This window comes from Thioclava sp. ES.031, from assembly GCF_002563775.1.
In the GTDB taxonomy this organism is placed as follows: Bacteria; Pseudomonadota; Alphaproteobacteria; order Rhodobacterales; family Rhodobacteraceae; genus Thioclava.
Window position 1 is genome coordinate 2,765,692 of the sequence record NZ_PDJO01000001.1, and the last position, 22,385, is coordinate 2,788,076.

The 22,385-nt window shown below is 65.2% G+C and carries 19 protein-coding genes; 6 read left to right on the plus strand and 13 right to left on the minus strand.

All coding sequences use genetic code 11. The features are described from left to right. Window positions 1-35: 35 nt before the first annotated feature. From AXZ77_RS19615 to AXZ77_RS19405, 4 genes are all read right to left on the minus strand, one after another. Window positions 36-206: a hypothetical protein gene (locus AXZ77_RS19615; RefSeq protein WP_098411498.1), complete on the minus strand. Its 171-nt coding sequence runs from the start codon at window positions 204-206 to the stop codon at window positions 36-38. Window positions 207-280: 74 nt separating this feature from the next. After that, window positions 281-2,032, minus strand: a complete 1,752-nt coding sequence (locus AXZ77_RS13165; protein WP_098411499.1) for a TRAP transporter large permease subunit — start codon at window positions 2,030-2,032, stop codon at window positions 281-283. Then, complete coding sequence (locus AXZ77_RS13170; protein WP_098411500.1) at window positions 2,032-2,604, minus strand: TRAP transporter small permease subunit; 573 nt, start codon at window positions 2,602-2,604, stop codon at window positions 2,032-2,034. The genes AXZ77_RS13165 and AXZ77_RS13170 overlap by 1 nt, the downstream gene beginning before the upstream one ends. Before the next feature lie 230 nt (window positions 2,605-2,834). Beyond that, window positions 2,835-3,053, minus strand: a complete 219-nt coding sequence (locus tag AXZ77_RS19405; protein ID WP_141536276.1) for a hypothetical protein — start codon at window positions 3,051-3,053, stop codon at window positions 2,835-2,837. Between the two features lie 99 nt (window positions 3,054-3,152). Between AXZ77_RS19405 and AXZ77_RS13175 the strand changes: the two genes are divergently transcribed. From AXZ77_RS13175 to AXZ77_RS13185, 3 genes are all read left to right on the plus strand, one after another. After that, on the plus strand, window positions 3,153-4,898 hold the full coding sequence (locus AXZ77_RS13175; protein WP_098411501.1) for an acetolactate synthase 3 large subunit: 1,746 nt from the start codon (window positions 3,153-3,155) through the stop codon (window positions 4,896-4,898). A gap of 86 nt (window positions 4,899-4,984) precedes the next feature. After that, complete coding sequence (ilvN, locus tag AXZ77_RS13180; protein ID WP_098411502.1) at window positions 4,985-5,545, plus strand: acetolactate synthase small subunit; 561 nt, start codon at window positions 4,985-4,987, stop codon at window positions 5,543-5,545. An 11-nt stretch (window positions 5,546-5,556) separates the two neighbouring features. Continuing rightward, window positions 5,557-6,540 (plus strand): glycosyltransferase family 2 protein, encoded by a 984-nt coding sequence (locus tag AXZ77_RS13185; RefSeq protein WP_098411503.1) that lies wholly within the window; start codon window positions 5,557-5,559, stop codon window positions 6,538-6,540. On the opposite strand, the gene AXZ77_RS13190 is transcribed toward AXZ77_RS13185, so the two are convergent. The 5 genes from AXZ77_RS13190 to AXZ77_RS13210 all read right to left on the minus strand — a co-directional run bounded on the left by AXZ77_RS13190 (window position 6,537) and on the right by AXZ77_RS13210 (window position 13,473). Further along, window positions 6,537-7,940, minus strand: coding sequence for an O-antigen ligase family protein (locus tag AXZ77_RS13190; RefSeq protein ID WP_098411504.1), 1,404 nt, complete (start codon window positions 7,938-7,940; stop codon window positions 6,537-6,539). The genes AXZ77_RS13185 and AXZ77_RS13190 overlap by 4 nt on opposite strands. Then, on the minus strand, window positions 7,940-10,081 hold the full coding sequence (locus tag AXZ77_RS13195; protein WP_098411505.1) for a right-handed parallel beta-helix repeat-containing protein: 2,142 nt from the start codon (window positions 10,079-10,081) through the stop codon (window positions 7,940-7,942). The genes AXZ77_RS13190 and AXZ77_RS13195 overlap by 1 nt, the downstream gene beginning before the upstream one ends. 133 nt (window positions 10,082-10,214) lie before the next feature. Further along, entirely contained in the window at window positions 10,215-11,075 is an 861-nt protein-coding gene (locus AXZ77_RS13200; protein WP_098411506.1) for a glycosyltransferase family 2 protein, read from the minus strand. Continuing rightward, entirely contained in the window at window positions 11,075-12,238 is a 1,164-nt protein-coding gene (locus AXZ77_RS13205; protein WP_098411507.1) for a polysaccharide pyruvyl transferase family protein, read from the minus strand. The genes AXZ77_RS13200 and AXZ77_RS13205 overlap by 1 nt, the downstream gene beginning before the upstream one ends. Further along, a complete protein-coding gene (locus AXZ77_RS13210; RefSeq protein ID WP_098411508.1) occupies window positions 12,235-13,473 on the minus strand; it encodes a Coenzyme F420 hydrogenase/dehydrogenase, beta subunit C-terminal domain in 1,239 nt (412 codons plus the stop codon). Before AXZ77_RS13210 ends, AXZ77_RS13205 begins: the two co-directional genes overlap by 4 nt. Before the next feature lie 198 nt (window positions 13,474-13,671). On the opposite strand from AXZ77_RS13210, the gene AXZ77_RS13215 reads away from it, so the two are divergent. The 3 genes from AXZ77_RS13215 to AXZ77_RS13225 all read left to right on the plus strand — a co-directional run bounded on the left by AXZ77_RS13215 (window position 13,672) and on the right by AXZ77_RS13225 (window position 16,615). Then, a complete protein-coding gene (locus AXZ77_RS13215) occupies window positions 13,672-15,063 on the plus strand; it encodes an oligosaccharide flippase family protein (protein WP_098411509.1) in 1,392 nt (463 codons plus the stop codon). 73 nt (window positions 15,064-15,136) lie between these two features. Continuing rightward, window positions 15,137-16,162, plus strand: a complete 1,026-nt coding sequence (locus AXZ77_RS13220) for an SH3 domain-containing protein (RefSeq protein WP_098411510.1) — start codon at window positions 15,137-15,139, stop codon at window positions 16,160-16,162. A 42-nt stretch (window positions 16,163-16,204) separates the two neighbouring features. Continuing rightward, a complete protein-coding gene (locus tag AXZ77_RS13225) occupies window positions 16,205-16,615 on the plus strand; it encodes a hypothetical protein (RefSeq protein ID WP_141536277.1) in 411 nt (136 codons plus the stop codon). 6 nt (window positions 16,616-16,621) lie between these two features. Here AXZ77_RS13225 and AXZ77_RS13230 read toward each other — a convergent pair whose 3' ends face one another. From AXZ77_RS13230 to AXZ77_RS13245, 4 genes are all read right to left on the minus strand, one after another. Then, window positions 16,622-16,963 (minus strand): zinc ribbon domain-containing protein YjdM, encoded by a 342-nt coding sequence (locus tag AXZ77_RS13230; RefSeq protein WP_075775641.1) that lies wholly within the window; start codon window positions 16,961-16,963, stop codon window positions 16,622-16,624. Between the two features lie 104 nt (window positions 16,964-17,067). After that, a complete protein-coding gene (locus AXZ77_RS13235; protein ID WP_255266499.1) occupies window positions 17,068-17,682 on the minus strand; it encodes an HD domain-containing protein in 615 nt (204 codons plus the stop codon). Window positions 17,683-17,946: 264 nt separating this feature from the next. Further along, window positions 17,947-18,192, minus strand: coding sequence for a hypothetical protein (locus AXZ77_RS13240; RefSeq protein WP_078601734.1), 246 nt, complete (start codon window positions 18,190-18,192; stop codon window positions 17,947-17,949). 151 nt (window positions 18,193-18,343) lie between these two features. After that, window positions 18,344-22,003, minus strand: coding sequence for a vitamin B12-dependent ribonucleotide reductase (locus AXZ77_RS13245; protein ID WP_098411512.1), 3,660 nt, complete (start codon window positions 22,001-22,003; stop codon window positions 18,344-18,346). Window positions 22,004-22,385: the final 382 nt, after the last annotated feature.

The window sequence follows — 22,385 nt, forward strand, 5'->3', positions numbered from 1 at the left end:
CGCCGCGGTTCCCAAGTACCGCGAATGGCTGGCCGTCAGTTCTTGCGCGTCACGACGCCCAGCCCGGCTCCGACGACCGCTCCGACAGGTCCCGCCACCACGAGACCGGCCACGCCGCCCGTCGCCGCGCGCTGTTCCTTGGTCTCGCCGCAGCCCGCCAGCGCAAGCAACGAAACCCCGACGATAACGAAAAGAGGATACCGCATCCCTCGCCCTCCACTCTCTCTATAAAAAAGGGGCGGCCCCTGAAGGCCGCCCCGATCTTTCGTTTTCCGGTCGATCAGTTGCTGCCCGGTGTCGGAAGCGGGGGCAGCCCGCCCGGAGCCGCGCTTCCCGAGCCCGACCCGCCAGAGGTCGAGCCACCCAGAGGCGCCAGCGACGGCAGGCCACCGAGGCCGCCCCCATCGCCCATGCCCGGCATCTGCGGCAGCTTGATCTCGACATCCTTCAGATCCACCTGCGGCCCCTTGTAGTGCATCACCATGGCCGGGAAGGCGATCACGATGGCAATCATCGCAACCTGAATGAACACGAAGGGAATAGCGCCCCAGTAGATCTGCGAGGTCTTCACCGGCTCCATCTTCTTGCCGGTGACCTTGTCGATATAGGGCACCTTGGCCGCGACCGAGCGCAGATAGAACAGCGCGAAGCCGAATGGCGGGTGCATGAACGAGGTCTGCATGTTCACGCCCAGGATCACCCCGAACCAGATCAGATCGATCCCCAGTGCCTGCGCGGCAGGCGCCAGAAGCGGCACGATGATGAAGGCCAGCTCGAAGAAATCGAGGAAGAAGGCAAGGAAGAACACCAGGAACGACACCACGATCAGGAAGCCCAACTGGCCACCCGGAAGCGAGGTCAGCAGATGCTCGACCCAGACCTGCCCGTTCACCCCGTAGAAGGTGAGCGAGAAGACCCGCGCGCCCAGAAGGATGAACAGCACGAAGGCCGACAGGCGCGTCGTCGCCGCCAGCGCGTCACGCACGACGGGGAAGGTCAGACGCTTCTTCACCGCCGACAGCACCAGCGCGCCGACCGCGCCCATTGCGCCGCCTTCGGTGGGCGTCGCGACGCCGAGGAAGATCGTGCCCAGCACGAGGAAGATCAGCGCCAGCGGCGGGATCAGCACGATCACCACCTGCTGGGCCAGACGGCTCATCAGGTTGGTTTTCAGCGCCTTGTCCAGCAACGCCACGATATAGATCGCGATCACGGCCACACCGGCTGCGAGGATCTCGGAGTTGTTGACGCTCGACCCGCTCGCCTCGAAATACTTCTCGGCGAAGATGAAGATCGCGACCGCACCGGCCAGCGCCACCAGGAGCGACATCACGCCGGACCCCAGCGTACGCGCCTCTTTCGGCAGAGCCGGCATCGACTTCGGCTTGATGATCGACATCACGAGCACATAGCTGAGGTAGATGCCGGTCAGCACCATACCGGGGATCAGCGCGCCCTTGTACATGTCGCCCACCGAAACGCCCAGCTGGTCAGCCAGAACGATCAGCACGAGCGAGGGCGGGATGATCTGCGCCAGTGTCCCTGACGCCGCAATGACACCTGTGGCCACCTTCCGATCATAGCCGTAGCGCAACATGATCGGCAGCGAGATCAGGCCCATCGCGATCACCGAGGCCGCAACGACGCCCGTGGTCGCCGCCAGAAGCGCGCCCACGATGATCACCGCATAGGCGAGACCGCCGCGCACCGGGCCGAACAGCTGACCGATCGTGTCGAGGAGATCCTCGGCCATGCCCGATTTCTCGAGCACGATGCCCATGAATGTGAAGAATGGAATCGCAAGTAAGGTCTCGTTCGACAAGACCCCGTAGAACCGTTGCGGCATCGCATTCAACAACGGCCAGTCAAGATTGATCGTCCCGCCGGAGTAACCCGACAGTTCAACGCCGATGACGAAGAACAAAAGACCGTTGGCCGCAAGTGCGAAGGCCGCAGGATAGCCGATCAGCAGGAAGACGATCAGCGAGATGAACATGATCGGGGCCATGTTCTGAGCGATAAGCTCGAGCATTACAGACCCTCCTCTTCGGCGATGGGATCATGGCCGTGATGGCCCGCGCTGTCGGCATGGGGATCGTCGATCAACCCACGCATCACGCCGATCTTCTTGATGATCTCGGACACGCCTTGGAAGAACAGCTGCCAGAAGCCGATCAGCAGCAGGATCTTGGCCGGCCACAGGATCAGACCGCCCGAGTTCGTCGACATCTCGCCCGAGCGGATCGAGATCATCACGAAGGGCGTCAGCTTGAACAGCATCAGCACGACGAACGGCATCAGGAAGAAGATATGCCCGAGCAGATCGATCCAGTGCTGCACTTTCCGCGAGAACGCACCATAGATGATGTCGATGCGGATATGCTCGTTTTGCTTGAGCGTGTAAGCGGCAGCGCCCAGAAACGCCGCGCCGAAAAGATACCATTGCAGTTCCAGCCAAGCGTTCGACGACATGTCGAAGGCTTTGCGTACAATGGCGTTGGTCGCACTCACGAGGACCGACACCAGAATAAGCCACGACACCGCCTTGCCGATGGTCTCGTTTATCCGGTCGATCGCGCGTGAAAGGGCCAGCAAAGCGCCCATCTCACTTCCTCCCTAATTTTGTCCCGAAAGCCTGCGCGAGGCTTTGCCCGTGATTGGCCGAGTGGGCAACAAAGGTCAAGCAATTAAGGCTTCATCTGGTCTGTTCACTTGACCAGATCGGGCAGAAAACGCGGTCTCCGGGGCCGTTCTGGAGGCTGACCAAGCGTCAATATGATCAACTTCCCGCGACTTCCCTTGCGGCAGTCGCCTCGATCGCCTCTTCCGGTTTCTCAAAGTTGCGACTCGCAGGTCGCGGCGCGCAATAATCGGGAAGGAAAATCCGCCGCCCGCGACATTTTATTCAGCGTTTGGGCATTGACGCCCCCAACGCCCGATCCTAATGTCCGCGCAAAGCAGTCCGAAAGGGATCCGCAATGGATGCGATTCTTCTTGTCGTCGTAGGAGCCAAGCGCATGGGCCGGTAACGGTACAACCATGAAGGTTCCCATGCGCCCCCGCCTCAAAGCCGGGGGCTTTTTCTTGGACAGGTGGATGCTTGACAGGTAGCGGCGGGCGGCGTGGCCCTCGCGCAAGGATGGAGTGAGCATATGGCACGGCAGATGACCGGCGCGAAGATGGTGGTTCAGGCGCTGAAGGATCACGGGGTCGAGGTAATTTTCGGCTATCCGGGCGGCGCGGTCCTTCCGATCTATGACGAGATTTTCCAGCAAAACGACATCCGTCACATCCTCGTCCGCCACGAGCAGGCCGCGATCCACATGGCCGAAGGCTATGCGCGCTCGACCGGCAAGCCGGGCGTGGCGCTGGTGACCTCGGGCCCGGGCGCGACCAATGCGGTGACCGGGCTGACCGATGCGCTGATGGACTCGATCCCGCTGATCGTGCTGTCGGGCCAGGTGCCGACCTTCCTCGTGGGCACCGACGGTTTCCAGGAGGCCGACACGGTGGGCATCACGCGGCCCTGCACCAAGCATAACTGGCTGGTGAAGGACCCAGCGAAACTCTCCGAGACGATCCATCAGGCCTTCCACGTGGCGACCTCGGGCCGTCCCGGCCCGGTGCTGATCGACATGCCCAAGGACGTGCAATTCGCGGTGGCCACCTATACCGAGCCGAAAGCCGCGAAGGTCGACCATTACCAGCCGCAGGTGAAAGGCGATCTCGACGCGATCACCAAGCTGGTCGAGCTGATCGAAACCGCCGAGAAGCCGGTCTTCTATACCGGCGGTGGCGTGATCAACTCGGGCCCCGCCGCGAGCCAGCTGATGCGCGAGCTTGTCGATGCCACCGGCTTCCCGATCACCTCGACCCTGATGGGCCTGGGCGCCTATCCCGCCTCGGGCAAGAACTGGCTCGGGATGCTCGGGATGCACGGTCTCTACGAGGCCAACCTCGCGATGCATGGCTGCGACCTTATGATCAACCTCGGCGCGCGCTTCGACGACCGGATCACCGGCCGCGTGGCGGACTTCTCGCCGAAATCGACCAAGGTGCATGTCGATATCGACGCCTCCTCGATCAACAAGATCATTGCCGTCGACCTGCCGATCCTCGGTGATATCGGCCATGTGCTCGAAGACGTGCTCAAGGTCTGGAAGGCCCGCGGGCGCAAGGTGAACAAGCCCGCGATCGAGAAGTGGTGGAAGAAGATCGACGAGTGGAAGAAGGTGAACTGCCTCGCCTACACCAACTCGGAAAAGACCATCAAACCGCAATATGCACTGCAGCGTCTCGAAGAGCTGACCAAGGGCATGGATCGCTACATCACCACCGAGGTGGGCCAGCACCAGATGTGGGCCGCGCAGTTCCTCGGCTTCGAGGATCCGAACCGCTGGATGACCTCCGGGGGCTTGGGCACGATGGGCTACGGCTTCCCGGCTTCGATCGGCGTACAGATCGCCCATCCCGAAAGCCTCGTGATCAACGTGGCGGGCGAGGCGAGCTGGCTGATGAACATGCAGGAGATGGGCACCGCGACCCAGTTCCGCGTGCCGGTGAAGCAGTTCATCCTCAATAACGAGCGTCTGGGCATGGTCCGCCAGTGGCAGGAACTGCTGCATGGCGAGCGCTACTCGCATAGCTGGTCCGAAAGCCTGCCCGATTTCGTGAAGCTCGCCGAGAGCTTCGGCTGGAAGGGGATGCAGGTCTCCGACCCCGCCGATCTCGACGATGCGATCATGGAGATGATCAAGCATGACGGCCCGGTGCTGTTCGACTGCCTCGTGGAGAAGCACGAGAACTGCTTCCCGATGATCCCGTCCGGCAAGCCGCATAACGAGATGCTGCTGGCGGCCGATGCCGATGTCTTCAAGGAAGGCGCGGCGCTGGTGTGAGCGACGCCGGGGGCGCTGCCCCCGGACCCCCGGGATATTTGGACCAAGCCGAAGATCGGGTCCGAACAGAGAAAAGGAGAGAGGCAATGGCCGCTCTGAAGATCAAGAAAGGCTCCTCGAGCCATTCCGCTTACGACCTGCGCGACAGCCACGACCAACACGAGCGCAGCCATACGCTCGCCGTGATCGTCGACAACGAGGCGGGCGTTCTGGCCCGTGTGATCGGGCTGTTCTCGGGCCGGGGCTACAACATCGACAGCCTGACCGTCGCCGAGGTGGATCATAAGGGGCATCGCAGCCGGATCACCGTCGTCACCCGCGGCACCGAGAACGTGATCGACCAGATCAAGGCGCAGCTGGGTCGGATCGTGCCGGTTCACGAGGTGAAGGACCTCACCGTCGAGGGCTACCCGGTCGAGCGCGAACTGGCGCTGATCAAGGTCGCGGGCACCGGCGACAAGCGCATCGAGGCGCTGCGTCTGGCCGAGATTTTCCGCGCCAATGTGGTCGACTCGACGCTGGAGAGCTTTGTCTTCGAGATCACCGGCACGCCGGAGAAGATCGACGCGTTCGCCGATCTGATGCGCCCGCTGGGGCTGGCCGAAGTGGCCCGCACCGGGGTCGCGGCCCTCTCGCGCGGGGCCTGAGCCCGAGCGACATGGCCGAGCCGCATCCCGCCACCGGTCCTTCTCTGGGTGTCGTCATCGTCACCTATCGGTCCTCGGACGTGATCGCGGCCTGCCTCGCCTCGCTGCGGGCAGCGACCGGCGTGACGCTGCATGTGGTGGTGGTCGACAATGCCTCGCCCGACGACACGGTCGAGGTGATCCGCGCGGCTGTCCCCGATCTGATGGGCGCGGCGGAGGCGGGTCAGGAAGGCATCGCGCTGATCGAGGCGGGGGCCAATGGCGGGTTTGCTGCGGGCGTCAATCTGGGGCTGGCGCGGCTCGCGGCCAATCCCGCGCTCGACCGGTTCTGGCTCCTCAACCCCGATTGCGTGGTGCCGCCCGAGACGCCGGCGCTTCTCGCCACCCACGATCCCGGACCGCGAGGCGCCGCGATGATCGCGCATCGGGTGGTCTATGGCGATGATCCGGGCACGATCCAGATCGACGGCGGGGTGATCGACCGGCGCACCGGGATCACCCATAACCTCAACCAGTTCGCCCCCGCCGACAGCCCTGCCCCGGACCCGTCGCGCATCGACTTCGTCACCGGCGCGAGCCTCGTCGCGACGCGCGCCCATCTCGAGCGCGCGGGGCCGATGACGGAGGACTATTTCCTTTACTACGAAGAGGTCGACTGGGCGCTGCGCCGGGGCGATCTGCCGATCTCCTATTGCGACGGCGCGGTCGTTCATCACGTCGCGGGCACGGCGATCGGCTCGCAGCGGATGGGCTCGGTCGCCTCGCCGTTCTCGCAATATTTCAAGCATCGGGCACGGGCGATGTTCCTGCGCCGCCATTTCCCCGCCGGGCTGATCGGCGGTGCGGCGTGGTCGCTGGCGAAAGCCGCGCAGCTGCGCGCCCAGGGGCATGGGGCGGAAGCCGCAGCCCTCTTGCGGGGCTTCTTCGGGATGGCACCGCCCGCGCCAGTTCTGGCCGCGCTCAGCCCCGATGCCCGCGCGAAGATCGGGCGTTAATCCCGCCGCCGATGCGTCTGCGCAAACCGCGTGAAGCTGGTGCCCCGCGGCTCAGGCCGTGCCGCATCCTCGGGTTCATCGGCCCGTTCCTTCACCGCCTCGGTCAGCATCCACATGCCCGCGCCGAACAGGAAGAAGGTGAAGGCGTAGATCGACTCCCAGACATAGACGGTGCAGAGCGTGAAGGTCATGCCCGCAAAGGTGAACACCCAGGAGCGGCGGAAATTCTGCATCCGCGTATCGCCGCTGAAATCGCGGAACATCACCTTGAACAGCCCCCAGACATAGCCGCTCGTGACCAGCAGGAAGCCCGGGATGCCATAGCGCACCGCCATCACCAGCCAGAAATTATCCATCGAGCCGGAATACATATACCACGGCCGCACCCAGTCGTTCAGGCCGATGCCGAAGATCGGGTTGGCCCAGACATTCTTCAGCCCCCAGTCAAAGATGATCGTGCGCCAATAGGCGGTATGGGCCGAGAAGGTCGCGTAGCTGAGAAACACCATGATCGGCGAGCGGTTCGACAGCAGATCGACCGTGACATAGGCGAAGGCGAAGAGCCCCGTCAGCAGCCACCAGCGCCATTCGATCCGCACGAAACTGACGTACCAGCCGATCAGCCCCAGCTGCAGCAGTAGCGACAGGAGCGCCCCCGAGGAGAGCGCGAGAAAGCCGTTGAGCAGGATCAGCCCGCTCGCCACCACCCGCCAGCCGAGCGACTTGATCCCGTCGAAGGCCACGAAGGCGAAGGCGAAGACGACCGAGCAATAGAGCCCGAAATGGATCGGATGCGCGAAGGGGCCCTGCACACGTTCCAGCCCCAGGCGCGGCTCCTGAAAGTTGTAGGTGATCGTGCCCATCCCCGGCAGCTTGTCGATCAGCGTCGGGATCAGGGTCGTGCCGGTCTTCGTCTCGTAAAGCGAGAAGGGCGTGAGGAGCAGCACCGACCAGATCAGTACCTTGCCCAGCGCCGCGAAATCCTCGCGCGAGCGGATATAGGCGCGCCCGATCAGGTAGCCGCCCAGAACCTCCAGCCCGACAGAGCCCGCCTGCTGGATCACCCGGTCGGGATTGTTGACGGCCAGCGCGACCGACAGCCACAGCGCATGGAACAGGAACAGCCAATCGACCGGCAGTATCCGCCCTGCCCGCCCGCTGAAGACCCGCGCGAAGGCGGGCAGGATGAAGGCCATCAACACGAGGCGGCTTCCGGTGATCGCAAGCGGGCCGAGGTTGAACTTGAAGGGCAGCAGGATCGACAGCACGAACAGCAAGACCGGCCACGGCAGTTTCGCGGTCGCGAGCGCGGCGGTCTCTGCGATACGATTTCGCCCGCCCGCGCGGCTTGTCGGGCGCGCACGTTGCGGCGTGGCACTGCCAATCGCCCCGGCGCGCATCAGCGCATCGCCCCGCTCACCGCCGGGCGGCTCGCGGTCAGGTCCAGCGCCTCAAGCTCGCCGTGGAAGCTGCCCTTCCCGAAAGGATTGCCCAGCGCGAGGCCCCAGTATTCCATCGGCTTGAGCCGCCCCGACACGGTGCCCTTGCCGATCACCTCCTCGCCCGAAAGCACCTCGAACAGGCTATCCTCGGAGGAATAGCGGAAGGTGATGTCGTGCCACTTGCCGTCATAGATCGGCACGCGCTTGGTGCGCAGGAACAGCCGCTGCCCGCTCTCGGGCCAGAACTCGACCTCGAACGTGCCGCGCCCGGTCACCCGCACGATCAGCGACTGATGAAGGCGCAACAGCTCTCCGGCGGATTTGTAATCGCCCACCGCGCGCAGCTTCATATGCAGGGCGAAGCGATCCGCCCCGTAGAGCGGCGCGACCATCTCGCGCGGGATCACCACGGCCCCGCCGCCCAACCCGAATTCCAGCGCACCGGGGCTGAGCGGGATCGAGTCGAGCGCCTCCGGCTGCGCCCCGGCATGCGAGATCAGACGACCCAGCTCGGGGTCATAGCTGAGGATACGGTCGTCGCGGACCATGACATAGCCGCTGCTCTGCGCGCTCCGCCCATCGGGCAGCGTCAGCGACAGCGTCACCTTGTGCCGCCCCGGCATGCGAAAGCCCACCGGCACCTGCGCGCCGTCGAGGCTGGTCTGCCCGTCGATCCCCCAGCGATAGGCGACCTCGGCAGGGTCCACCCCCTCGGGCAGCACACTCTCGCGCGCGTCGAATTGCAGCGTGGTGCCGCCGCCTTCGCTGCGCGCGAACCGCATGATCGGCTGGAGCGCCTCCGGACCGCCGAGGATATCGAGCATCGGCGCGCCGATCCCGCTCCCGGCCAAGGCCCCACCCGGAAGATAGGCGTAATTCATGATCTCACGCGGCGCACCGGTGCGCGCGGCAACGAAGAGCTGGTCGTAATAGCTCGCCCGCTGCGGCGTGATGTCCTGGATCAGCAGGTTGTCGCGGAGCTTCCAGTCGGGCTGCCCCGCCGGGCCTGCGATCTCGCTCACCGCATTGCGGGCGATCTCGACGGCGCGAGCGTCGCGCGCGACGCGGATCTGCGGAATCCAGAGAACCGGATCGCGTTTCTCGCCCTCGGAATAGACGTCATGGATGAGCGTGTTGTTGGCGATTTTCACGCCCTCCGCCTCGCCCACCGTGATCCCGTGCAGATGGGCGTTGATGATGACGTTCCCGCTGATCTCGACATTTCGGTAGAACATCTCCGCGCCCGCCTTGCCGCGATCGACCAGCTCGTTGCGCATCAGGATCGACTGGGTGAAGCCGCCCTCGCCGGAATTGAGCAGGTTGTTCGTGATCGCGATGTCGCGGCTGGGCCGTTCGGTGCCGGCGGTCCAGAACTGGATCATGTCGGCATGATCGCCCGAGGCGACGGCACGGCGAAAATCGTGAATGTGGTTGTTTGCGATCTCTGCGCGTTCGATCTGGGCGAAGTTCAGCCCGTCCATCCGCATGTCATGGATGTCGTTGGCGACCACCACCAGATCGGTGCAGTCGGTGAAGATCGCGCCACGGTAAAAGCGACGAAACTCGGAGCGTTCGACCGTGATCGCGGTCGAGGCACGCACGGCGAGGCCAAAGGCCGTGGGCAGCGGCCCCTGCTCGATCAGCTCGGGATCGGCGGGGGCGAGGTCTCCATCGAACAGCGCGTTGCGGATCGTCAGATCGCGCGTGGTGAAGACCTGAAACGGGCGGATATTGGACCGGTCGCCCTCGGTGTAACGGTAATCGAAGGTCACGGCGTCGATCACGACATGGCTGACTTCCCGCAGGCTCATCTGCGCGATCACCGCCCGGTTGTCCGGATCGGCAGAGCGGAAGGTGATCGGCGCGTCCTCGCGCCCCGTCAGCCCCCGCAGATCGAGCGCGTCATAGTCGCCCGGCGCGATCAGAACCGTGTCGCCCGGCGCCAGCTTGGCCTCGATCCGCGCCAGCCCGGCCGTATCCGAGACCTGCCAGTCGCGCGCCAGTGCGGGCCACGCCCCGAGCACGAGAAGACCGACGGCCAGAAGCCCACGCCGTCCGACGCGGGCTGCATGCCTCGTGGTGAATGCGATCTGCTCCATCGCTGCCTGCCTGTTCCGGGCCGCTTTTTGCGGCTCTGATATCTTGCCGTCACGCTAGCGTGAGGAAGATGAACGCGGCAAGCGCTTTAACCCAGATGAAACTTTGCACATCGCCATTGTGGCCTTCGCGCCGCTAAAGCCGCCCGAAAACCGCCTGCCGCAGCATCCAGCCCATCCGTGCGAGCCGCAGTCTCGCGAGCGTCGCCACGGCGCGCCACCGCTCGGTCGCGTCGCGCAGTTCGGGATGGCGCAGCACCTTGGGCAGATGTGCTAGGATCGAGACGAGCATCAAGAGCGCCTTTGCCCCCCAGCGCAGCCGCGCGGGCAGGTTTGATCCATTCACGCCGAAGCCTTCTTCGGTCAGCCGCCGCCATTTGCGCGACAGCGCCGCCCAGTCCTGCCGTGACGGATGGCCCACGCGCAGCCCGTCCGCATAGATCAGCGAATAGCCCTTCGCGGTCGCCCGGCGGCACCAGTCGAGATCCTCCGACAGCCCCGCGATGAAGGGGCCGGTGGCCTCGTAGACATCGCGCCGGGTCAGCAGGTTGCCGGTGCCGGAGAACCCTTTCTCCTCGATATAGCGGCGAAAATCGAAGGCGAAGACGGTCTCGAACGCCTCCGCACCGGAACGTGGTCGCGGGGTCTCGTCGAACACGAAGACATGCCCGCCGACCAGATCGCCCTGCCCGGCCACGGCGAAGGCGGTCGCGATCCAGTCCGGGTCTGCCACGCAGTCGCTGTCGATGAAGAACAGCCGCGCCGCTGTCGTCTCCGCCACGCCGCGATTGCGGGCCTCTGCCGCGCCCTTCTTGGTCTCGGTCACGATCCGAAGGTCGGGATAGGCGGCGCGGACGGGGCCCAGATCATCGGTCGAGCCATTATCGACCACGAGCAGCTCGCACCGTGCATCCAGCTGCGGCGCAAGCGTCTCGAGGCAGCGCATGAGCCGCGTGACATCGTTGAAATGCGGGATGATGATCGCGGCCTCGGCCATCACAGCACCTCCATCAACTCAAGCAGCGCCGCATCATAGGCCGCAAGCCGGTCGATCCCGCGCGCCAGCGCCGCCTTCGCCTCTGCCGCAAGCGTCTCGCGATTGGCAAAACCCTGTTCCAGCGCCGCCATCACCGCATCGGAATCTGCCGAAGTCGCATCGACCGTGTGGTCATATCCCAGCGCGCCGAACAGCCCCGCGAATTTGCGACTATAGGCGAGCGGCACCACCGCGACGCCCGCGGAAAACGCCGCGATACAGGCATGCATCCGCGCCCCGGTGAAGAAATCGAGCCCCGCGATATAGCTCTTCGCCTCGGACGGGCTCGCGAAGGCGGGCGCGCAGATCACGTCATGCTCGGCTGCCAGCGTCTCACAGGCGCGCAGGTCATCCTCGATCACCATCGGGCCTTCGGGCACGATCACATGCGGGACCAGATGGACCTCGGCCCCCTGCCCCTTGAACCAGTCGATCGCGCGCGAGATCAGCGCGGGATAATCCAGCGCCATCCCGAAATCATTGCCCCCGTGATAGCCCCCCGCCATCAACAGCCCCGAGACGTTGACCCCGACGCGCACCGGCCCACCATCACGCGGCGCGGGCGGGTCATAGGGCAGCCGCAGCGCCAGATCGGAGGCCAGAACCGGTGCGCCACGATAGCCCAGATCGTCCAGCGCCGCGCGCGAGCGTTCGTCGCGCACCGCCACCAAAGCTGAGCGGTTGAGGCTCATCCGCGCCAGCCGCTTCGACCAGCCCTTGGTGAAGGGCCCCACGGTCTGCGGCGCGACCACCAGAGGCGTGCCCGCGAGATGGGTGGCGAACTTCATCCAGAACATCTTCACCAGCCGCGAGGCCCCGTAGATATCCGCGAAACTGTCGCCGCCGCCAATGTCGATCACCAGATCGGCTGCCTTAACTTCGGCCCACAACCCTTTGGGGGACTTCAGAAACGCGCCATCCACCTCGATCAGCCGCAAGTCATCGCCTGCCACATAGGGCGCGCGCCGGTCCTTCCAGTCGAGCACGGTGATCGTGATCTCGCGTCCCGCTTTGGCGGCAAGATCGCGCAGCAGCGCGATCTCCGACACGGTCAGCGCGCCGACGCCAAGATTGTCCGAGCGCGTCGAGTGGAAGATCAGGCAGACGCGCAGCGTGCGGCTCATTTTCGGCCCCGCAACACACGTCGGACCGTGCCCGCGAAATTGCGCAGGTTCCGCGTGACCGGGTTTTGCAATGCGCAGGCGCGCAGGTTCATCCCCTCGTAGCGCGGGATCGGGCGGGCCATCAGTTTGAGCGCCGCAAGGCGCGCGAAAAGGGCACGGCGACGTTCGCGCTGACCGGGCTGGATCGCGGCCAATTCCGCCACATCGAACGGTGCAGTCTCGACCGCCTCCGCCGCCTCGGCCTCACGCAGAATCTCCGCGCCAAGCCGCGTGCGCGCCACGATCAGGCTGCGCCCCGGCGCCTCCTCGAACAGCGGATAGCCCGCATCGTCGGCCTCCCACGCATCGGCGCAGACCAGATCGGCGGCGACGCCGGTGCCATCGGCGCAAATCTTGCAGCGGTGCTGGACATGGCGCGAGAGCACCCCGCCCCAGGCCGCGTGATAGCTCGTCTCGCGGGTGGAGCCATCGTGCAGCGCGGCCACCGTCTTGCCCGGCCAGCCATTGCCGCGATAGCGCAGGCCCGCCAGTTGATCCTCGGGCGCGCCCATCTCCGCCAGCAACTCCCGCGCGCCCTCCGCGCTGGGAACGCCCGCGCAGAAGAAGGACAGGATCACCGGGAACGTCCGTGCGAGTTTCGGGTCCCGCGCGACCAGCGCCCGCAAAGCCACCGCATCGCAAGGCTTGCCGATCACCGCGAAGCGCCGCCCATCCGCGATCAGCGCCGACAGATCGGCCAACGGGGCCGAGGGCGCATAGCGCGAGCCCGCCGCCCCCAGAACCTCGTCGCGCGTGGTGCTCAGCCGCATCCGGTTGCCAATCGGGTTCTCGGGATCGGGTTCGATCTGGGCGATGGCATCGACGCGGCCCGATTGCAGCAGATGCAGCGCCAGCGCCGAGAGCGCCCCGCCCGACGCGCCCGCATGGCGCAGGTCCGCGTCGGTGGCATGGCCCGCTTTCATCTCGGCAAAGCGCCCCCAGAGCGGTTCCTCTCCGGGCGCGACGCGCTGCGCGCTCTGGCCCAAGCCCGGGCAGCACGCGGCAATCGCGGTCTCGGCACGGGCGCTGATCTCGGCGCTTTGCACCGGGCGCAGGAAGCCGCGCGCATCGGGCGCCATCGCGATCTCATCCGGCGCGACCCCGGCGCATAGCCCGCAGCCCGCGCAGAGATCGCCCGCCGCGACATGGGCGAGCGCATCGCTCGAAGGCGTCGAAATGGGGCTGTGATGGGTCATGCTCGGCCGATCTGGTTTTTCAAGGAGTTGAACAGCAAAGCCGTGAATCTGGCAAGGCTTGGCTGGGTCGGTCGCCGCGCGTGACGTGGCCATCAAGCCACAGCCGCCACAGCGCGCTTGACCCGACGGCCCCTCGGGCGGGATTATGGGCGCAAAACATGCGCGGGCGGCCAAACCCCGCGCCATATCGGACAGTACATGCTTCGCACCGCGATCCTCATCCTCAGCGGGAACGCCGCCACCTCGGCGCTGATGCTCGCGCGCAACCTCGCGATCGCGCGGCTGATCCCGGTCGCCGATTACGGCGTGGCCGCGACCTTCGCGATGGTGATGGCGGTGATCGAGATGGGCTCGACGCTGGGGCTGCAGCAGCAGATCGTGCAGTCGAAGCGCGGCGACGACCCGGCGTTTCAGGCGGCACTGCAAGGTTTCCAACTGCTGCGCGGCGTGATCGCGGCGGCGGCGCTGTTCGTGCTGGCCGGGCCGATCGCCGGCTTCCTCACTATCCCAGAGGCCGCCCCTGCCTATCGCTGGCTCGCGCTGGTGCCGCTCCTGACGGCGGCGCAGCATTTCGACATCCACCGCGCCCAGCGCAGGGGCCACTATCGCCCGATGCTGCTGACGGGCGCCCTGCCCGCACTGGCCGCGCTGATCGCGATCTGGCCGCTCTCGCGCCTCTTCGACGGCTGGCAGGTGGCGCTTTGGGCGATCCTGCTGCACGCAGCCCTCGGCGTTCTGGTCTCGCACCTGATGGCCGAGCGCCGCTACCGCCTGCGCCTCGACCGCGCCGAGATGCGCGCGAACCTGCGTTTCGGCGCGCCGCTTCTGGCCAATGCGGCCCTGATGTATCTGGTCTTTCAGGGCGACAAGATCATCGTCGGGCGGCTGGCGGGGATGGAGGCGCTGGCGGTCTTCGCGATGGGCATGACGCTGACGCTGACGCCCACGCTGATCGGCGCGAAATCGGTGCAGAACCTCTTTCTGCCGAAACTCTCGGCCGCACATGGCCGTGCGGACGCCCTCGCGCATCGCCAGCTTGCCGGGGCGACCTTCGAGGGGATGTTCCTCACCGGATCGATCCTGTTGCTGGGCACGGTCCTGATCGGACCGCTCGTCGTCACGGCCCTTCTGGGGGCGAAATATGCGAGCCTCCTGCCGCTCCTGATCCCCTTCGCGCTGATGAATGCGCTCCGCGCGATCAAGAACGGGCCGAGCACGGTCGCGCTCTCGGCGGGGCAGACCGATAACGGCTTTTGGGGGAACCTGCCCCGGATCGCGGTTCTCCCGTTGAGTTATTGGGCGCTGATCGAGACCGGTTCGGTCGTGCCGGTGATCTGGCTCGGGGTCGCGGGCGAGGCGATCGGTCTTGGCGTGGCGCTCTGGCGGCTGTCGCGGGTCATGGCGCTGCCTCAGGTTGGCCGCGCCGCGCTGACGACCGCGCTCGTGTTGATCGCGATCCCGGTGATCACACTTGCCGCGCCCGGCGCGCTGGTGATCTGGCCGATCGCGCTGATCCTGATCGCGGTGCACCTTGCCGCCCTGCCCCATCTGCGGGCCTATTTCGGACGCCCGCAAACCAGCACTGCCTGAACTCGCGCCTGTGCGTGATTTTCGTGCTATACTCCCCCAAGACGCGCGCCATACACCAAGGGGGAGGATCGGTATGAACCGGCTTCTGGGATATGTCTTCGTCGCGGCGCTCAGCCTTGGGGCGCCCGTTCTGGCGGAAGAGATGCGCGAGGTTCCGGTCTATTTCGCAGCCGGAGCGGATAACGCGGTTCTGAGCGATCGCATCAAGGGCTATGACAGCGTGATCTACACGATCGGCGCCGAGGCCGGTCAGACGATCGATATCAAGCTGTCCACGAACCACACCGCCACCTATTTCAACCTCTACGGCCCCGGAACGGAGCCCGGAGATCAGGCGATCATGAACAGCCAGTTCACGCCCGAGATCAATCACTATACCGGCACGCTGCCCAGCTCGGGGACCTACAAGATTTCGGTATACATGATGCGCTCGGCGGCGCGGCGCGACGAGGTCGCGAATTTCGAGATCCGGATCGGGATCACCGGGGCGACCGGCGCGATCGTGCAGGGCGACTATGCCGACGGGCTGCAGGGCGGGCCGGATTTCTGGCAGGTCCAGACTGGCGATATCAACGATCCGCTGAACCTGCGCGCGGGGCCCTCGACCGGAGCTACGATCATCGGGCGGTTCCCCGAGGGGGCGATCCTGCGCAACATGGGTTGCCGCATGTCCGAGGGTCAGCGCTGGTGCAATGTTGCGGCAACCGAAGGCTCTCTGACCGGCTGGGTCGCCGGACGCTACCTGCGCGAAGGCGCTGCCCCACCGCCGCGCAGGGTCGAACCCGAGACGCGCGATCAGCAGGTCCAGTTCGCCCCCGGCACGAGCGGCGCGGTGCTGAGATCGACCCTCGCCCCCGGAGCAGCGGTCAATTACCGGCTCGGCGCGCGGGAAAAGCAATTCCTGACGGCACAGCTACAGACCGGCTCGCCTGCGGTGCATTTCAACATCTTCACCCCGGATGGCGAGCTTCTATACGAGAGCCGCGGCGGCAGGCGCGACTATCGCGGGCAGCTCTGGCTGAACGGCGAGAACCGGATCACGGTCTACAATATCGGCGACGCCCCGGCCCCCTTCACGATGATCGTCGGGATCGAGTGAACGCAGGCAGCGCCAATCGGGGAGGACAGTTCGATGACGAAGATGACGACACTCACACGCAGGGCCGCCACCGCGACCCTCGCAGGTGTGACCCTGATCGCGCTCGCAGCCTGCGTTCCAGAGCCACCCGACGGGCGGCCAAGCCCGCTCGATGGGCACTGGGTCGGAAGGTACACCCCCCAGACCATGCAAGTGATGGATCGCCCCTGCACGCCGGGCTATGGCGGGATACGCATCCAGGACGGCCGGCTTTCGGGCTACGCCACCAACACCTACGGAGCATCCTACAGGATTTCCGGGCATGTCATCGGAGCCGACCGGATCGTCGGGAATTTCTACTTCCGGACACGCTCTGTCGGCTCGCTCAAGGGGCACCTCGTCAAAGGGCGCCTCGTGGGGAATTATGAAAACGTCGACGGGTGCAGGGGCAGCTGGGTCGCCACCCGACAGTGAGCAGGCTTACTCGGAAACCTTTTTCACGAATTGCGACTTCAGCCCCATCTGACCGATGCCGGGCACCTTGCAGTCGATGTCGTGATCGCCGTCCACGAGACGAATGCCGCGCACCTTGGTGCCGACCTTCACGACCGAGGAGGAGCCCTTCACCTTGAGGTCCTTGATCACGGTCACCGTGTCGCCGTCGTTCAGCACGTTGCCGACCGCGTCGCGCACCTCGGCGGGCGCATCCGCGTCACCCGAGGCCGACCATTCATGGCCGCATTCGGGACAGATCAGGAGGGCGTCCATCTCGTAAGTGAAGGACGAGTTGCATTCGGGGCACGGGGGCAAGGTATCGCTCATGGGTCATGCCCGTACTCTCACACGCGTGTTATCGCCAGAAAAATCTCTCCACCTGCGACAAAAAGCGGGAGAGGACCGATGTGGCCGATGCGACGCCGGCCCGCTCAGGCCGGGTCTGGCAGGCCGTGAACCTCGCCCGCGCGCAACACTTCGGGCGCATAGGCCTTGCGGGCAAATACCGTGCGGACATCCTCGACGAAGCTCTCCAGCGGGTCCATCGGATAGGCCGGATCGAAGCTCGACTGATCCCAGCGCTCGCAGAATTGCTCGCAGCTGTTGTAACAGGGATGATCCTTGAACTTCTGCCGCTCTTCCGGGTCCCAGCCGTAGTGATGGCCGTAATAGGCGATCTGGAAGATGCCGTGATGCTCCACCACCCACGAGACCTCCTCGCGGACATAGGGGCGCAGGATTTCGGCGGCCATCCGGTCGTGGTTCTGCGGGGCGAGCCGGTCGCCGATATCGTGCAGCAGCGCCGCCACGACCCAGTCGAGATCCGCCCCGTCGCGCCGCGCCCGCGTTGCCGCCTGCAGCCCGTGTTCGAGCCGCGTGATCTGGTAGCCCGACAGCGTCTCCTCCGCCTGTGCGGCCAATTCGCGCAACAGCCGGTCCGCCGTGCCTGCAAGGAAGGGCTTTTCCAGCTCTTCGAGCAGTTCGTAATCCTCGCGGGTGCCGTCTTTCATCTGGGTGAAGGAGACTGTCGGTCCGGATGCGGTCATCTGCGGTCCTTCCGGTTGCGGGTTTCGATCCTCGGCCCCCTCGGGCCACTGCGCATATCGTGACGCGAGGCTGCGCAAATGACCAGAGCCCGTCCTTGCCCTCCCCCCAAGAAATAATGCGGCCCTCTCCGGGGGGTTGGAGAGGGCCAGTTTCGCCGATCAGGCTCATTCGTTGACCGCCCGAGCTTATCGTCGTTTTGCCTGGGCCTTCTCAGCGTCTGGGGCGAGCGCACCCGCCCCGGATCTCGTTTTCGCGCGCGGCGCTCAGTGCAGCGCCATCTCGCGCGCAGTCATCAGCGTGACGGTCGTCGCGCTACCGGCCATGCGGATATCGGTCACGTCGAGCGCGTGGTGATCGAGGTCGCCGCCGAGGCAGGCGATCTCGATGCCGGTGAAGGTCGCGTCGATCAGCGAGGTCAGTTCCTCGCCCACCAGCTCGGCCTCGATGCCACCGGGAATCCGGCGCGTGGCTTTCGGGGTCACCTTCTTATTGCCGACGATCAGGTCCAATTTCCGCTCCTTTTGCCGCCTTTGGCGGTCGTTCTGTCCCTCGGGCCCGTCATGCGAGAGGGGCCCCCAGTCTTCACGTCCCAGTCCCCGCCACGCGGATCGCGTGTGGTCGTCGTCGGGGCCCCGGCCGCCAGACCGAGACCCCTGTCCCTCAAGAGCAACCGCTGGTCGCCCCGCAGGTGTTGCACTTCATGCAGGTGCCGTTGCGCACGAGCGTGTAGTTGCCGCAATCGCCGCAGGCCTCGCCCTCGTAGCCCTGCATCTTAGCCTTGGCGCGGGCATCCATCTGGACACCGCCAGAGGAGACCGCGGTGGAGCTGGAGGCACGGGCCTGCGCGCTTTGCGCGGGCATCTGCGAGGTCACGACGTCCACGCCGCCCTGCAGCACCATCAGCTCTTGCGGCAGGCGCTTGCGCAGGTAGCCGGTCGAGGAAATCTGGCGCAGCACTTCGAGCGATTTCGAGGCGTTCTCCGAGATCGGCTCGACATTGCCATCGGCGCGCTTGCCCTCGTTCTCGCCACCGCCCAGATCGTCGAAGCTGGTGCCCTCGGGCTTGATATGCGCGAGGTCCGTGCGGTCGAGATAGGACACGGCCAGTTCGCGGAACACGTAGTCGAGGATCGAGGTCGCGTTCTTGATCGAGTCGTTGCCCTGAACCATGCCGGCGGGTTCGAACTTGGTGAAGGTGAAGGCGTCCACGAACTCCTCCAGCGGCACGCCATATTGCAGGCCGACCGACACGGCGATCGCGAAGTTGTTCATCATCGCCCGGAAGCCAGCGCCTTCCTTGTGCATGTCGATGAAGATCTCGCCCAGCGTGCCGTCGTGGTATTCGCCGGTGCGCAGATAGACCTTGTGGCCGCCCACGACCGCCTTCTGGGTGTAGCCCTTGCGGCGCTCGGGGAGCTTCTCGCGGTGGCTGCGCACGATCTCCTTGACCAGCACCTTCTCGACGATCTTCTCGGCGAGCACGGCGGCCTTTTCCTGGGTCGAACCGGTGGCGAGGATTTCCTCGGCCTCCTCGTCATCCTCGACCAGCGCGGCGGCCAGCGGCTGCGACAGCTTGGAACCGTCACGATAGAGCGCGTTGGCCTTGATGCCGAGCGACCAGCTGAGCTCGTAAGCCGCTTTCACGTCTTCGATCGAGGCGTGGTTCGCCATGTTGATCGTCTTCGAGATCGCCCCCGAGATGAAGCTCTGCGCGGCGGCCATCATGTAGATGTGGCTGTCGACGCTGAGGTAGCGCTTGCCCTTCTTGCCGCAGGGGTTGGCGCAGTCGAACACGCTCAGGTGCTCGTCCTTCAGGTGAGGCGCCCCTTCCAGCGTCATCGTCCCGCAGACATGGTCGTTGGCGGCGTCGATCTGCTTCTTGGTGAAGCCGAGGTGGCGCAGCATGTCGAAGGTCGGATCGTTCAGCTTCTCGGCCGGGATGCCCAGCGTCTGGGTGCAGAACTCCTCGCCCAGCGTCCACTGGTTGAAGACGAAGCGGATATCGAAGGCGGTCGGCAGCGCGGCCTCGACCTTCTCGATCTCGCGCGGGCCGAAGCCGTGGCCGATCAGCGCCGTGGTGTTGATGTCGGGGCAGTTGCCGAGGCTGGCGTGCCCCACCGCATAGGCGATGATCTCTTCGATCTGCGCCGAGCCGTAGCCCAGCGTCTCGAGCGCGCCCGGCACCGAGCGGTTGATGATCTTGAAGTAACCGCCGCCTGCGAGCTTCTTGAACTTCACCAGCGCGAAGTCCGGCTCGATCCCGGTGGTGTCGCAATCCATCACCAGACCGATCGTCCCGGTCGGCGCGATCACCGACACCTGCGCGTTGCGGTAGCCGTGCTTCTCGCCCAGCGCCAGCGCCTCGTCCCAGGCTTGGGTGGCGAGCGCGACCAGATCCTGATCGGGGCAACCCTTGTGATCGAGCGCGACCGGCTTGGTCTCGAGCGCCTCGTAGCCCTCGGTCTTGCCGTAGGCCGCGTTGCGGTGGTTGCGGATGACGCGCAGCATGTGCTTGGCGTTCTTCTCGTAACCCGGGAAGGCGCCCAGCTCGCCCGCCATCTCGGCCGAAGTGGCGTAAGAGACACCGGTCATCACCGCGGTCAGCGCGCCACACAGCGCCCGGCCCTCTTTGCTGTCGTAGCCCAGACCCATGTTCATCAGCAGGCCGCCGATATTGGCGTAGCCGAGGCCCAGCGTGCGGAAGTCATAGCTGCGCTGCGCGATCTCCTTCGAGGGGAACTGAGCCATCAGCACCGAGATTTCCAGCGTCACGGTCCACAGGCGGGTGGCGTGCATGTAGCTTTCCGCGTCGAACTTGCCATCCTTGTAGAAGGTCAGCAGGTTCATCGAGGCGAGGTTGCAGGCCGTGTCGTCGAGGAACATGTATTCCGAGCACGGGTTCGAGCCGCGGATCGCACCGTCTTCGGGGCAGGTGTGCCATTCGTTGACGGTGTCGTGGAACTGGATGCCCGGATCGGCGCAGGCCCAGGCGGCGTGGCCGACCTGCTCCCACAGATCGCGCGCCTTCACGGTCTTGGCGACCTTGCCATCGGTGCGGCGGATCAGTTCCCAATCGGCATCGTCCTTCACCGCTTTCAGGAAAGCGTTGGTGACGCGCACCGAGTTGTTCGAGTTCTGACCCGAAACCGAGACATAGGCTTCCGAGTCCCAATCCGTGTCGTAGGTCGGGAATTCGATGCTGGCGTAACCCTGCCGCGCGTATTGCAGCACGCGGTTGATATAGGTCTCCGGGATCATCACGCGCTTGGCGGATTTGATCGCGTCTTTCAGCGCCTCGTTCTGGCTAGGATCGACCGAGGTCTCCGTCGAGCCGTCGAATTCGCGGATCGCGGTGAAGATGCCGTTCAGCTCACGCTCATGCAGCTTGGAGCCCGCGACCAGCGAGGCCACTTTCTGCTCTTCGATGACCTTCCAGTTGACGAATTCCTCGATATCGGGGTGATCCATGTCGCAGATCACCATCTTCGCCGCGCGGCGCGTGGTGCCGCCCGACTTGATCGCGCCCGCCGCACGGTCGCCGATCTTGAGGAAGCCCATCAGGCCCGAGGATTTGCCGCCGCCAGACAGGCTCTCGCCCTCGGCGCGTAGACTCGAGAAGTTGGTGCCGGTGCCCGAGCCGTATTTGAACAGGCGCGCCTCACGGACCCAGAGGTCCATGATCCCGCCCTCTTTCACCAGATCGTCCGAGACCGACTGGATGAAGCAGGCATGGGGCTGCGGATGCTCGTAGGCCGAGGTCGAGGAGGTCAGCTTGCCCGACTTGTGATCGACATAGAAGTGACCCTGACCGGGGCCGTCGATGCCGTAAGCCCAATGCAGGCCGGTGTTGAACCATTGCGGCGAGTTCGGCGCGGCCATCTGTTCGGCCAGCATGAAGCGCATCTCGTCATAGTAAGCCTGCGCATCAGCTTCCGTGGAGAAGTAGCCGCCCTTCCAGCCCCAATAGCACCAGGCACCGGCGAGACGGTCGAACACTTGCTTGGCCGAATTTTCACCGGTGTAGCGCGCCTCTTCGGGGAGCTGAGCAAGCGCCTCTTCATCGGGGACCGAGCGCCACAGGAATTCCGGCACGCCCTTTTCCTTGACCTTCTTCAGCGCCGCCGGAACGCCGGCCTTGCGGAAGTATTTCTGCGCGAGCACGTCGGACGCCACCTGGCTCCAGCGGCCGGGCACTTCGACCGACTCGTTTCGGAACACCACTTTCCCGTCGGGATTGCGAATCTCAGACGTGGTCGTCGTGAATTCCAGCGCGCCGTAAGCGCCGGTTTCGTCGGTGGTGAACTTCCGTTCGATCTTCATTGCCCTGTCCCCGTTGCAGTCAGTCCAATCAGGTGCCGGCGGGAGCCGCAGAAGACAAAGAAGCCCGGGCCTCGCAGTCGACACCGCGAGGGCTGCGCGCCCCGGATTCGGGGGTGCAATGTCCGAAATCTGTCCCTTGGCCCTAGGCTCCACTACATCTGGTGGGTTAGCCTCCGACACCACACAACCTGCCGTAGGCGCACCGAGCCGTCAACGAAACTTTCACCTAGAGTCAGTCCATTTTTCAGTTGACCGGCCCCAAGGGAAGGACGCTGCACGATTCCTCCACATTTGGTTAACGCATGGGCGCTGCACTGCGGCACCAATAAGAGCCAAATTTCATTGAAGATTCGGGGGCTTTTGCCGCTCATCTGGCAATTTC

Bases quoted from the DNA above. Each gene is read 5' to 3' on its own strand.
- AXZ77_RS13225 (WP_141536277.1), top strand. From the start codon at position 16,205: ATGACGACACTCACACGCAGGGCCGCCACCGCGACCCTCGCAGGTGTG.
- AXZ77_RS13215 (WP_098411509.1), top strand. From the start codon at position 13,672: ATGCTTCGCACCGCGATCCTCATCCTCAGCGGGAACGCCGCCACCTCG.
- AXZ77_RS13220 (WP_098411510.1), top strand. From the start codon at position 15,137: ATGAACCGGCTTCTGGGATATGTCTTCGTCGCGGCGCTCAGCCTTGGG.
- AXZ77_RS13210 (WP_098411508.1), bottom strand. From the start codon at position 13,473: ATGACCCATCACAGCCCCATTTCGACGCCTTCGAGCGATGCGCTCGCC.
- AXZ77_RS19405 (WP_141536276.1), bottom strand. From the start codon at position 3,053: ATGGGAACCTTCATGGTTGTACCGTTACCGGCCCATGCGCTTGGCTCC.
- AXZ77_RS13205 (WP_098411507.1), bottom strand. From the start codon at position 12,238: ATGAGCCGCACGCTGCGCGTCTGCCTGATCTTCCACTCGACGCGCTCG.
- AXZ77_RS13230 (WP_075775641.1), bottom strand. From the start codon at position 16,963: ATGAGCGATACCTTGCCCCCGTGCCCCGAATGCAACTCGTCCTTCACT.
- ilvN (WP_098411502.1), top strand. From the start codon at position 4,985: ATGGCCGCTCTGAAGATCAAGAAAGGCTCCTCGAGCCATTCCGCTTAC.
- AXZ77_RS19615 (WP_098411498.1), bottom strand. From the start codon at position 206: ATGCGGTATCCTCTTTTCGTTATCGTCGGGGTTTCGTTGCTTGCGCTG.
- AXZ77_RS13245 (WP_098411512.1), bottom strand. From the start codon at position 22,003: ATGAAGATCGAACGGAAGTTCACCACCGACGAAACCGGCGCTTACGGC.
- AXZ77_RS13195 (WP_098411505.1), bottom strand. From the start codon at position 10,081: ATGGAGCAGATCGCATTCACCACGAGGCATGCAGCCCGCGTCGGACGG.
- AXZ77_RS13185 (WP_098411503.1), top strand. From the start codon at position 5,557: ATGGCCGAGCCGCATCCCGCCACCGGTCCTTCTCTGGGTGTCGTCATC.
- AXZ77_RS13170 (WP_098411500.1), bottom strand. From the start codon at position 2,604: ATGGGCGCTTTGCTGGCCCTTTCACGCGCGATCGACCGGATAAACGAG.
- AXZ77_RS13200 (WP_098411506.1), bottom strand. From the start codon at position 11,075: ATGGCCGAGGCCGCGATCATCATCCCGCATTTCAACGATGTCACGCGG.
- AXZ77_RS13175 (WP_098411501.1), top strand. From the start codon at position 3,153: ATGGCACGGCAGATGACCGGCGCGAAGATGGTGGTTCAGGCGCTGAAG.
- AXZ77_RS13190 (WP_098411504.1), bottom strand. From the start codon at position 7,940: ATGCGCGCCGGGGCGATTGGCAGTGCCACGCCGCAACGTGCGCGCCCG.
- AXZ77_RS13235 (WP_255266499.1), bottom strand. From the start codon at position 17,682: ATGACCGCATCCGGACCGACAGTCTCCTTCACCCAGATGAAAGACGGC.
- AXZ77_RS13165 (WP_098411499.1), bottom strand. From the start codon at position 2,032: ATGCTCGAGCTTATCGCTCAGAACATGGCCCCGATCATGTTCATCTCG.